The following is an 11,692-nucleotide window of genomic DNA, read 5'->3' as shown; positions in this document are numbered from 1 at the left end:
GGTCACCGTCCGCCGCCGGTGGCGACGNGCGGGGCGGGCCGCAAGATCCAGTGGACGGGGCACCAGCGCCTACCCTGGTCGCATGCAGCTCTTCTCCGGTCACGAGCACGCCCCGCGCGGCGTGGTGGACGGCCTGCCGGCGTGGGACCGGTGTGCGGTGATGGGCGTGGTCAACGTCACGCCCGACTCCTTCTCCGACGGCGGGATGTGGTTCGAGCCCCGGGCGGCGGTCAAACACGGCCTGGAACTGGTCGCGGACGGCGCCGACCTGGTGGACGTGGGAGGTGAGTCCACCCGGCCGGGCGCGAGCCGGGTGGACGAGTCGGAGGAGCTGCGCCGGGTCGTACCGGTGGTGCGGGCCCTGGCCGCCGAGGGGGTGACGGTCAGCGTCGACACCATGCGGGCGTCGGTCGCCGCCGAGGCGGTCGCCGCCGGAGCGCGGCTGGTCAACGACGTCAGCGGTGGCCGCGCGGACTCCCGGATGGTGCCGGTCGTCGCCCAGCTGGGCGTGCCCTTCGTGGTGATGCACTGGCGCGGGCAGAGCTCCGACATGAACGAGCGTGCCGTCTACGGCGACCCCGTGGCCGAGGTGCTGGCCGAGCTGCGGGAGGCCGTGGACGCCGCCGTCGACGGCGGCATCGCGGAGGAGCGGATCGTCGTCGACCCCGGCCTCGGCTTCGCCAAGGAGGCGCCGCACGACCTCGCGCTGGTCGCCGGGCTGCGCCGGCTCGGCGCCGAGCTGGGCCGGCCGATGCTGGTCGCCGCCTCGCGCAAACGTTTCCTCGGGCGGGTGCTGGCCACGCCGGACGGCAGTCCGCCGCCCGCACGCGAGCGGGACGCGGCCACCGCCGCGGTGAGTGCCCTCGCAGCCCGCGACGGCGCGTGGGCGGTGCGGGTGCACGCCGTCCGCGCCAGCGCCGACGCCGTGCGGGTCGCCCGCGCGGTGGAGGAGGCATCCCGGCCGTGGGACGAGGGCGGCGACGGTCAGGCCGGCGCCGGTCAGGGCGGCAGGGGGAGCCGGTGAACGCGGGCACCGATGTCGAGGCGGTCGAGGCGGCCAACACCGCCCTCTACGACGCGCTGGAACGCGGCGACCTGGAGGCGATGGCCGACCAGTGGCTGCACGACCGGGTCAGCGTCGTCCACCCCGGCTGGCCGGTCCTCACCGGCCGGGCCGAGGTGATGCGTTCCTACGCGCTGATCATGGCCGGCACGGAGTACATCCAGTTCTTCCTGACCGATGTCGAGATCGAGGTGCTCGGCGACACCGCGCTGGTCACCTGCACCGAGAACATCCTCAGCGGCGGACCGGCGGAGGACGACGGTTCGGCCGGCCCGCTGGTCGGCGGGCTGGTGGTCGCGACCAATGTCTTCCGCCGCACGGAGGAAGGCGGTTGGAAGATCTGGGCGCACCACGGCTCACCCGTCCTGGTGGACGAGGACGAGGACGAGGACGACGAGGGGGGCGACGGGCCCTCGGAGCCCGGCGCGGCCGAACTCTGAGCCGCACGGCAGCCGTTGGCCCCGGCAGCCGTTGGCCCCGGCCGCCGTTGGTCCGGGCCGCCGTTGGCCCCGGCCGGGTGGGCCGGGGCCGGACGCTACGTCCTCAGGCGTTGGGCGCCACGTCGGTCCCGGCGCCCCGGCGCCGGACGGACACCAGGTCGGGCCGCGCTCCGTCGGCCGGTTCGGCTGCGGTGGGAGCCGCCGGAGCCGCCGTCGCTTCCGCGGGTTCGGGCTGAGCGGCCCCGGTACCCGGCTCGCCGTGTGACGCGCCGCAGGGGCCGCAGCCACCACCGTCCGACGGACCGCAGCCGCCACCGGCGGCCGTGCCACAACCCCCGCCGTGCGCCGCCTCCTTGACGCGATGGGCCGGGAGCGTCGTGGTCTCCGCGCCCTCCACCTCGAACCCGGCGTCCGCGATCATCTCCAGGTCGGCCCGTCCCGCCTGGCCCTCGCTGGTGAGGTAGTCGCCTAGGAAGATCGAGTTGGCCAGGTGCAGCGCCAGCGGCTGAAGCGAGCGCAGCTGGACCTCCCGGCCCCCGGCCAGCCGCACCTCGGCGTCCGGGCAGACGAACCGCACCATCGCCAGAATGCGCAGCGCGCGGCGCGGGGTGAGGTTCCACTCCCCGGCCAACGGGGTTCCCTCGAACGGGATCAGGAAGTTCACCGGCACCGAGTCCGGGTCCAGCGCGCGGAGTTCGAAGACCACGTCGACCAGGTCCTCGTCGCTCTCGCCCATGCCCGCGATCAGCCCGGAGCACGCCGAGAGCCCGGCGGTCCGGGCCTGGCGCACGGTCTCCACCCGGTCGGCGTAGGTGTGGGTGGTGGTGATCTGCCCGTACATCTCCTCGGAGGTGTTCAGGTTGTGGTTGTAGGCGTCCGCGCCGGCCTCGCGGAGCCGCCCGGCCTGGCCGTCGCCGAGCAGGCCCAGGCAGGCGCACACCTCGACGTCCGCGTGTTCGTCCTTGATCGCCTCGATGGTGCGCGAGACCCGGTCCACGTCCCGGTCGGACGGGCCGCGGCCGCTGGCCACCAGGCAGACCCGCTTGGCGCCGCCCGCGACACCCGCGCCGGCGGCGCGCACGGCCTCCTCGGGCTTCAGCCAGGAGTACTTGAGGATGCCCGCCGTCGAGCCGAGTCGCTGCGAGCAGTAGGAGCAGTCCTCCGGGCACAGCCCGGACTTGAGATTGACCAGGTAGTTCAGCTTCACCCGCCGCCCGAACCACTGGCGGCGGACCTTTCCGGCCGCCGCCACCACGTCCAGCAGCTGGTCGTCGGACGTCGCCAGCACGGCGAGCGCTTCCTCACGGGTGGGCGACTCGCGCCGCATTCCCTTGGCCACGAGGGTGTTCAGCAGGTCCATGGTGCTGATCCTCGCGCACGTCAGGGCGCGGGGGGAAGCGAGCGGCCACGTGATGTCCGCGATGCGCCCGGCGGGTGCGCCGGAGCATTTCCGGCCCGGAGCGTCCCCGGCCTGGCCCGGGCCGGGTGCGTCCGTGCGCGCTCAGGTCAGCCAGCGCTCCGGCCCCGCCGAACGGCGGCCCAGCCGGGACCGCTCGGCCTGCGCCGCGATCTCGCCCTCCGCGTACTCCAGATCCAGCATCCGGGCCGCCGCGGTGCCGTTGGCGCCGTGGTGGACCTGGAGTTCGGCCAGCCGCAGCCGCTGCATCCACGGGCCCTGGCCCACCCGCATGCTCTGCACCTTGGCGTGCGGCACCAGCGTGTGCACGCGGCGCAGCCGTCCCTGACGCGCCACGAAGACGGTGTCGGTCACCCCGTGGCCGTACCCCCGGTACCAGATCGGCACCGCCCAGCGAGCCCGTCTCGGTGCCGGACGCACCGAGGCGACCGCCTCGTCGATCGACACCCCGGGCAGGAACCGGGACACCAGCTCCGCGCAGACCGCGCGGTCCGCCACCGGGACCAGCATCCCGCTGTCGTTGCCCTCGCCCGCCACCTCCAGCTCCACGCGGGCCCAGCCGCGCGAGCGCCACAGCAGCGGCTCCACCACGCGCACCGACTGCACGCGGCCGGGCGGCACCGTGGCGTGGTCACGCTGCAACAGGCCGTGGTCCAGACGCAGGCCGTCCGGGGACTCGCTCACCGTCCAGTCGTACTGGCTGAGGAAGCCGCCGATGCCCGACTGCCAGGCGATCGCGAGCACGGGCACACACAGCGCGACCGTCGCGAAGATGCTGGAGGTGCCCAGGTAGACCAGCGGGGCCACCACCAGCAGACCCAGCAGCGCGGCCCAGCCCGAGCCGAGCAGCGCCAGTGCCCAGGCCAGGGTCTTGGCATCGACGCGCAGCAGCTCCTGCGCCGGAGCCTCCCCGGCGCTGCGGGCGGCCTCCGGGGTGATCCCGGCGGCGCGCGCCAGTAGTTCGGCACGCAGCTCCCGTGCCTCGGTCTCGCCGAGGAACGCCAGCTCGTCGGAGGAACCGGCGCCCACCACCTCCATCTTGAGCTTGGCCACGCCCACCAGCCGGGCGAGCAGCGGACGGCTCAGATCGATCGACTGGATGCGGTCCAGGCGCAGATGGGCGCTGCGGCGGAACAACAGGCCGGTACGGATGCGCAGTTCGGTGTCGGTGACCAGGAAGCGGGTCACCCGCCAGGAGAGGAAGCCGTACAGCACGGCGGCGAGCAGCACCGCGGCCAGGATGCCGAGCAGCGGCGCCGCGCCCAGCTCGGCCAGTGCGCGCACCCGCTGCGGGTCCTGGAGGGCGAGCGCGGCGAGGCCGGCCAGCGGGGCCCAGGCGCGCCGCCACGGGGTGACCGGGTGCAGTCGCTTGCCCTGCCCGGCCGGGAACGCCTCCTCGGCGACGGCGGTGCCGGGGTCGGCGACGGCTTCCGCGACCGCCTGCGAGGGCTCGCCCGCTGCGGCCGGTTTGTCCGCCGCAGTCGGTTTGTCTGGTCCGGGGGCGGCGCCCGGTCCGGCAGACGTGCCCGGTCCGGGAGACGCGGGTGAGGCGGGCGCCTCGGACGGCGCGGGGGTCCCAGGCGGCGCGGGTGTCTCGGAAGAGGGGGGCGCGTCCGGGGCGGCGTCGGCGCCGGTCGCCGGCCGCTCGCGGTCCCCGTCAGTCATCACAGGCCCGCCGAACGCGCTTCGCCCAGCTCGGTGAGCCGGTCGCGGAGCCGCTCCGCCTCGTCCGGGGCCAGCCCGGGAATGGTCGCGTCGCTGGCAGCGGCGGCCGTGTGGAGCTGGAGCCGCGCCAGTCCGAACTTGCGGTCCAGCGGCCCCGAGGTGACCTCGACCAGCTGCATCCGCCCGTAGGGGACCACTGTCATCTGCCGCCAGAGCACGCCCTTGCTGATCAGCAGGTCGTCCGCCCGCTCCAGATAGCGCCAGGACCGGTGGTGGCGGCCGACGACCCACCACACCCAGAGCGTCAGGAGCAGCGGTCCCGCGCCCAGCAGCGCCCAGACCGGCGCGCCGAGCACCAGGGGCAGCACCACGGCGACCAGCAGCATCGGCATGGTCCACATCAGCAGCACGAGCCGCCAGACGGTCAGCAGCGCGGGCTTGACCCGCTGCCATTCCTCTGCGGGCGGGGCCTCGGCGGGCGGGTCGGCCGGGGGCTCTGCGACGCTGTCCATGGGTAGAGCTTACGGTCCCGTAGCGGCCTGCCATCAGGTCGCGGGGTGCCCGCCGGGCGCCGGGGCTCCCAACCCGGCGGGAAGCTGCCAGACTGACCGGCATGGCGGAGACGAGCACCGGTACCACCCCCTCGCGCACCCCCCTCGGCACCGGCGCGCCCGCCGGCGCGGGCACGGCGACGACGGTGGGCGTCGGCGGCGCGGCGGAGAGCACCGACATGGTGCTCAACATCGGGCCGCAGCATCCCTCGACCCACGGAGTGCTGCGGCTGCGGCTGGTGCTGGACGGTGAGCGGATCTCACAGGCCGAGCCGATCGTCGGGTACATGCACCGTGGCGCGGAGAAGCTGTTCGAGGCGCGTGACTACCGGCAGATCATCGTGCTCGCCAACCGGCACGACTGGCTGTCGGCGTTCTCCAACGAGCTGGGCGTGGTGCTGGCCGTGGAGCGGATGCTCGGCATGGAGGTGCCGGAGCGGGCGGTGTGGCTGCGCACGCTGCTCGCCGAGCTCAACCGCGCGCTCAACCACCTGATGTTCCTGGGCTCCTATCCGCTGGAACTGGGCGGCATCACGCCGATGTTCTACGCGTTCACCGAGCGCGAGGACCTCCAGCACGTGATGGAGGAGCTGTCCGGCGGCCGGATGCACTACATGTTCAACCGCGTCGGAGGACTGAAGGAGGACCTGCCGGCCGGCTGGACCGGCCGTGCCCGCGACGCGGTGGCGGGCGTTCGCGGCCGGCTGGGGCGGTTCGACGAACTCGTCCTCGGCAACGAGGTGTTCCGCGCCCGGACCCGAGGCGTCGGGGTGCTCGACGCGGACGTGGCGAAGGAGTACGGCGTCTCCGGGCCGATCGCCCGCGCCAGTGGCCTCGACTTCGACCTCCGGCGGGACGAGCCGTACCTCGCCTACGGCGAACTCGGCTCGGTGGTAAGGGTGATCACCCGTACCGAGGGTGACTGCCTGGCCCGGTTCGAGGTGCTGCTGGAACAGACCCGGAACGCCCTGGAGATCGCCGACGCCTGTCTCGACCGGCTCGCCGACCTGCCGCCGGGCCCGGTCAACCAGCGGCTGCCGAAGGTGCTGAAGGCCCCGGAGGGCGCCACCTACGCCTGGACGGAGAACCCGCTCGGCCTCAACGGCTACTACCTGGTCTCCAAGGGTGAGAAGACGCCCTACCGGCTGAAGTTGAGGTCGGCGTCGTTCAACAACATCCAGGCGCTGGGGCAGTTGCTGCCCGGCACCCTGGTCGCGGACATGGTCGCGATCCTCGGATCGTTCTTCTTCGTCGTCGGCGACATCGACAAGTAGCCGTCACGGAGTCCCCGGAAGCCCCGATGTGCGGAGGCCCGGGAGGGCGGACCTGCGCGCGGCGGCCGCACGCCCCCGGCAGCGCCGCGGATCACTCCCCGCTGTGCCCCGACGCGGCCCGCAGCAGGCGGAGCTGGCCGATCTCGGCGGCGTTCTTCATCAGCTCCGCGTTCACCCACGCGGCCATGTCGGAGACCCGGTGCGCCGGATCGCCCTGCCAGGGGAACGGCGCCACGGCGTCCAGGTCGGCCTCGGTCAGCCGGTCGAGGGCGGCGCGCCACTCCTCCCGCAACGCGGTCAGCCGTGCCACGGTGGCGGCGCCCGCGCCGGGCCAGGCCACCGCCGTGCGGTCCGGTGGCGTCCGTCCTGCGGCATGGGCGAGAGCCGTGCTCCACCACCAGTCGATGTGCCAGCTCAGCCAGCCGATCGTCGGCACCGGCACCGGGTCCGGTTCGGTGTCGGCCCAGTCCGGCTCCCAGCCGCCGTCCGGCGCCGGGCGCATCGTCCAGCACAGCGGACCGGGCTCCCAGAGGAAGTCCTCGGGGGTCAGCCGTTCCAGGTGGTAGTCGAAGAGCGCCCAGGTGAGGTCGAACTGGCCGCGCAGCAGCGCATGTCGTGCGGTGTCCATCCGGGGACCCTGACACGGCGGACGGGTCCACCGGAAACGGTTTGCGGCCCCGCCCGTCACTCAGCCGGAGCCCGGTCCCGGTCCTGGTCCCGACGCCGAGCCGGAGCCCTTCGCACGCCGGGCCGACCCCATCGGCGCCCGCACCAGCGTGTCGTCGACGAAGCAGAACCTCCAGTCCTCGCCCGGCTCGGCCGACTGGATCACCGGATGCCGGGCCTCGGCCGCGTGCCGCCGGGAATGCTGGTGCGGGGAGTCGTCGCAGCAGCCGACGTGACCGCAGCTGGTGCACAGCCGCAGCTGCACCCAGTCGTCGCCCAGCACCCGGCACGCCTCGCACGCCTGCGCCTCGGTGTCGGTCACCTTGATCTGGTCGAGATGGGTGCAGGAGGTGCTGATGGTCTCCTCACGGACGTAACTCCAGTTGGAACGCAGCAGCCGGTCCGGCATCACCCGCGCCAGGAAGCGGGAGCCCGACGCCAGCAGCGGTGCGATCACCGCCAGCAGCAGCACGTACAGGGCGACGAACGGCCCGATCCGGGCGTCGAGCCCGGCCGCGATGGCCAGCGTGGCGAGAATCAGCGAGAACTCGCCGCGCGCCAGCACCGTCAGCCCGATGTTGGCCGCGCCCCGCTGGTTGAAGCCGAAGAGGCGCGCGCCGACGATCCCGGCGGAGACATTGGTGAGCACCGTGAGACAGACCGCGATGACGGCGGGCACGGCGACCCCGCCGAGGTCGCCGACGTCGATGGTCAGACCGAAGGCGACGAAGAACACCGTGGCGAGCACGTCCCGCAGCGGCAGCACCATCTTCTCCACCCGCTCCCGGAACCGGGTACGGGAGATGACCAGGCCGATCATCAGCGCGCCGATCGCGTCCGAGACGCCGACGTCCTCCGCCAGCCCCGCCACCAGCACCACCAGACCGATGGTGACCACCACCAGCAGCTCGTCCTCCCGGCTGCCGACCAGCGCCCCCACCGCTCGCGCGCCCCACCGGGCCACGGCGAACAGCAGCACCAGGAAGCCGAAGCTGACGGCGATGTCGCGCACCAGCTCGCCCGCCGTGTCGGAGTCGGACAGCACCGGCGAGAGCAGCGCCAGATAGAACGCCAGGAACAGGTCCTCGATGACGATGATGCCGAGGATCACCGGTGTCTCGGCGTTGGCGAGGCGGCGCAGCTCGATCAGCAGCTTGGTCGCGATGGCCGAGGAGGAGATCCCGAGCGCCCCCGCCACCACCAGCGCCTCCGCCGCGCCCCAGCCCAGCGCGAAGCCGAACAGCAGCCCGGCGGTGATGTTCAGCCCGATGTAGCAGGCGGCGGCCAGGAAGAGACGTCTGCCGCCGCCGACCACCTGGTCCAGCGGGAACTCGACACCCAGGTGGAAGAGCAGCAGGACCAGACCGAGGGAGGCGAGCAGCGCCAGGTCGTCGGGGTTCTCGATCAGCACCGGCCCCGGAGTCCCCGGGCCCAGCAGGATGCCCACCAGCATGTAGCACGGCACCGACGGCAGCCCCACCCGGCGGGCGCCGCGCGCGACCAGTCCGGCGAGCAGCAGGGCCGCGCCCAAACCGACCAGGTCGGCGTGCACCGGCGGCCGCCCTCAGCCCTCGTAGAAGGTCGCGGAGAGCACCGCGGCCAGCTTGCGGGCCTGTTCCTCACTCAGTTCGAGCACCGCGGTCGGGTCGGCGGAGCCCTTGGTGAACACGTACAGGTCGCGGGTGCCGCCGGAGCGCACCACCACCGAGACCCGGTCCTCGGCACTGCCGAGGTCGACGTCGTACCGCGTCCCGACGCCCGGTAGTTCGACGACGTGCACGCCCTGGCCCATGACAGCTCCTCGGCGGTTCGGCGCGTCCGCCGGGGGCGGCGGGCGCGCGGCCCGTGACCGGTGGCGCGGCGCGGGCGCTGCGGCGAGCGGCCGGACGTGCGCCTGGGCGCCGGGTGCGCACGCCCGGCGCGGCCACCGGTGTGGCGGCTTCGACGCCACACACGAAGCGTGGCAGCAAACGCGCCGGCCCGCCCCACGAGCTGCGCCGGACGGCCGCGCGCGGCCCGTCAGCGCTCTCCCGGCCGACGCTCTCCCTGCCGTCGCGTACCGGCCCGCCGTTCGCCGCCGGTCACCCCGGGACGCCCAACGGCGGGTCCACACCCACCGGCTGCACCAGCCAGCTGAATCCGCCGAACCCCGCCGGGTCGGTCAGCTCCGCCGCCTCCCCGGCCCGCGCGAGCGCCCGCAGATAGCCGCCGGGGTCGGTACGGGCCAGCTCCAGCGGTGGCCTGCCGCCGTCGGTGCCCAGCTCGCGCAGCGCCGCCCGCTGGGTCAGCAGCCGCCACGCGCCCGCCCCGGCGGCCCCGGCCGCCGCCGCGCCGCACGCGTCCAGCGCCACGTGCGCCGTCAGGTCGCAGCTGCCGTCCGGGACGGGTGCGACCTGGCGGCCGTCCCGGTAGCCGGTCAGGGTCCCCAGCGGCGGCCGGTCCGCTCGGCGGTGCGCGTAGTCCACGGCGACGGCCAGCCCACGCGAGACGGCGCCCACCGCCGCCGTCCACGCCGCGTCACGCGGCCGCCCGATCTCGGCCCGCTCGCCCGGCGCGCCGGAGAGCGGCCACCAGCGCTCCAGCCACGCCGCGTCGGCCCCGTCCACCACCGCGCCCGGCGTCTCCCGGCCGTCGCCGTCCACCAGGACGTACCGGGCGACTCCGTCGGTGCCGGTCTCGGCCACGTCCAGCGGCACGTTGTCCAGCCACTCGTTGGCGAACAGCAGCCCCCGCACGGGGGCAGGCGGCTCGGCGCACCACTCGACGCGGGGGTCGAGGCCGGCCGGCCGTGCCGCGCGCTCCACCGCGCGGGGGCGCACCCGTCGTGCCGTCCCGGGCGGCAGCGCGGCCAGCACCCCGGTCACCAGCTCGCCGCGCCCCGCGCCGACGTCGACCAGGTCCAGCGTGGCGGGGTGGCCGAGTGCCTCGTCCACGCGCAGCAGCAGCCGGGCCACGGCCGCGGCGAACAGCGGGGAGGCGTGCACCGCCGTCCGGAAGTGCGCTGCGGGCGCCTCGCGGATGAAGAACCCCGGCGCGTCCGCCGGATCGCGGGCGTAGAGGGCGCGTTCGGCCGCGGTGCGCCAGCCGGTGGGGCCGCCACCGTCCACCGCCCGCACCCCGCCGCCCGGGCGCCCGCCACGCGGCCCGCCCCGTCGTCCCGCTCCCGTTCCCGTTCCCGTTTCTGTTCCCGTTCCCGCGTCCACCGCAGCACCGTACGCAGTCGGCACGCGCCGCCGGAACCCGCCCGTTCCGTCCCGGCCGGTCCCGCTCGGCACGGCACGCCGTCCACCTTGAGGACTAGTCGCCGTTCCGACGGATCGCCCCTCCGGGTGACTCCGGGCCGCACGACACCTGCCTACGCTGGGTGACATGACCCGGCTCTACGACTTCCTGCGTCGCCACCCCACCCTGGTGGACGGCTCCTGGAGTCTGGTGCCGTTGCTGATCTCCCTGATGTGGGTCTTCAGCGACGACCCGTACGGCGCGACCGGCCCCTGGCCGGCCGCCACGGCCGTGGTCCTCGCGCTCTACCTCGTCACCACCCTGCGCCGCCGTGCGCCGCAGCCGATGCTGCTCCTCGCCTTCGTGACCGGAGTGGCGCAGCTGATCTTCGACACGGGGCCGTCCCCGGCCAACTTCGCCTTTCTGGTGATCACCTACACGGTGGCGTCCGGGGCGGTGCGGTGGGCGTCCCGCCTGGCACTGGCGGGCGCGCTGGCCGCGCCGACCGTCGCCGCCCTGCGCTGGCCGGACAGCAACCACCAGGGCGTCGGCTACGCCGTCTTCGACACGATCCTGATCACCGTCTGCTTCGCTCTCGCCTGGGTCCTCGGCGACTCGCTGCGCACCCGCCGCGCCTACTACGCGGAACTGGAGGAGCGGGCGAGCCGGCTGGAGCACGAGCGGGCCACCGAGGCCCGGATCGCCGTCGCCGCCGAACGCGCCCGCATCGCCCGCGAGCTGCACGACGTCGTCGCGCACAACGTCTCCGTGATGGTCGTCCAGGCCGACGGCGCCGCCTACGTCTTCGACGCCGCGCCCGAGCAGGCCCGCACCGCGCTCACCACCATCTCCAGCACCGGGCGCCAGGCGCTCACCGAGATGCGCCGGCTGCTCGGCGTACTCCGCGACGACGGCACGGAGCGCGAGCCCGGCGACTACGTGCCGCAGCCCGGACTGGAGCAGCTGGACGACCTCATCGACCAGGTGCGCGGCACGGGCCTGCCCGTGGAGTGCCGGTGCGACGGCAGCCCCCGGCCGCTGCCCAGCGGCGTGGAGCTGACGGCCTACCGGATCGTGCAGGAGGCGCTGACCAACACCAGGAAGCACGGCGGCCCCGGCGCCCACGCCAACATCCGCCTCACCTACGGCGGCGACGCGTTGTCCGTCCTCGCGGAGGACGACGGGCGCGGCGCCCAGGCGTGGCTGTACGGCGAACGCGGCGCGGACGGCCACGGGCACGGCCTGATCGGCATGCGGGAGCGGGTCGGGATGGTCGGCGGCAGCCTGGAGACCGGCCCGCGGCCGGGCGGCGGCTTCCGGATCAGGGCCACACTGCCGGTCACCAACGGCCGGCCGGTGACCGTCGCCGCCGCCGGCACGGCGCCCGCCGGGAC

The 11,692-nt window shown here is 74.5% G+C and carries 11 protein-coding genes; 4 read left to right on the top strand and 7 right to left on the bottom strand.

Features of this window, described 5'->3' with window-relative positions; genetic code table 11:
- The first annotated feature begins 82 nt into the window (after positions 1-82).
- Both folP and E0D90_RS17775 read left to right on the top strand, forming a co-directional pair.
- Entirely contained in the window at positions 83-1,024 is a 942-nt protein-coding gene (gene folP / locus E0D90_RS17780; protein WP_130799219.1) for a dihydropteroate synthase, read from the top strand.
- A complete protein-coding gene (locus E0D90_RS17775) occupies positions 1,021-1,503 on the top strand; it encodes a nuclear transport factor 2 family protein (protein WP_103500411.1) in 483 nt (160 codons plus the stop codon). Before folP ends, E0D90_RS17775 begins: the two co-directional genes overlap by 4 nt.
- Before the next feature lie 103 nt (positions 1,504-1,606).
- On the opposite strand, the gene bioB is transcribed toward E0D90_RS17775, so the two are convergent.
- From bioB to E0D90_RS17760, 3 genes are all read right to left on the bottom strand, one after another.
- Entirely contained in the window at positions 1,607-2,863 is a 1,257-nt protein-coding gene (bioB, locus tag E0D90_RS17770) for a biotin synthase BioB (protein WP_130799218.1), read from the bottom strand.
- Between the two features lie 141 nt (positions 2,864-3,004).
- On the bottom strand, positions 3,005-4,585 hold the full coding sequence (locus E0D90_RS17765) for a PH domain-containing protein (RefSeq protein ID WP_130799217.1): 1,581 nt from the start codon (positions 4,583-4,585) through the stop codon (positions 3,005-3,007).
- Entirely contained in the window at positions 4,585-5,097 is a 513-nt protein-coding gene (locus E0D90_RS17760) for a PH domain-containing protein (protein ID WP_103528199.1), read from the bottom strand. Before E0D90_RS17760 ends, E0D90_RS17765 begins: the two co-directional genes overlap by 1 nt.
- Positions 5,098-5,315: 218 nt before the next feature.
- Here E0D90_RS17760 and E0D90_RS17755 point away from each other — a divergent pair, with 218 nt between their 5' ends.
- On the top strand, positions 5,316-6,410 hold the full coding sequence (locus E0D90_RS17755) for an NADH-quinone oxidoreductase subunit D (RefSeq protein ID WP_227870294.1): 1,095 nt from the start codon (positions 5,316-5,318) through the stop codon (positions 6,408-6,410).
- A 91-nt stretch (positions 6,411-6,501) separates the two neighbouring features.
- Here the strand turns inward: E0D90_RS17755 and E0D90_RS17750 are convergent, their stop codons facing one another.
- The 4 genes from E0D90_RS17750 to E0D90_RS17735 form a co-directional block, all read right to left on the bottom strand.
- Positions 6,502-7,038 carry a DinB family protein gene (locus tag E0D90_RS17750; protein WP_130799215.1) on the bottom strand — a complete coding sequence of 179 codons (537 nt, stop codon included), beginning with the start codon at positions 7,036-7,038 and terminating at the stop codon, positions 6,502-6,504.
- 60 nt (positions 7,039-7,098) lie between these two features.
- Positions 7,099-8,628 (bottom strand): cation:proton antiporter domain-containing protein, encoded by a 1,530-nt coding sequence (locus E0D90_RS17745; RefSeq protein ID WP_174856216.1) that lies wholly within the window; start codon positions 8,626-8,628, stop codon positions 7,099-7,101.
- Positions 8,629-8,640: 12 nt separating this feature from the next.
- Complete coding sequence (locus tag E0D90_RS17740; RefSeq protein WP_130799214.1) at positions 8,641-8,868, bottom strand: cation:proton antiporter regulatory subunit; 228 nt, start codon at positions 8,866-8,868, stop codon at positions 8,641-8,643.
- A gap of 289 nt (positions 8,869-9,157) precedes the next feature.
- Entirely contained in the window at positions 9,158-10,192 is a 1,035-nt protein-coding gene (locus E0D90_RS17735) for an SAM-dependent methyltransferase (protein ID WP_227870293.1), read from the bottom strand.
- Between the two features lie 253 nt (positions 10,193-10,445).
- Here E0D90_RS17735 and E0D90_RS17730 point away from each other — a divergent pair.
- On the top strand, positions 10,446-11,692 hold a 1,247-nt coding region (locus tag E0D90_RS17730), incomplete at its 3' end, for a sensor histidine kinase (RefSeq protein WP_130799212.1).

Source organism: Streptomyces otsuchiensis (assembly GCF_004305975.1).
GTDB classification, from domain to species: domain Bacteria; phylum Actinomycetota; class Actinomycetes; order Streptomycetales; family Streptomycetaceae; genus Streptomyces; species Streptomyces otsuchiensis.
Note: the sequence above shows the minus strand (reverse complement) of the source record. Positions and strands in the feature narration are given on the sequence as shown.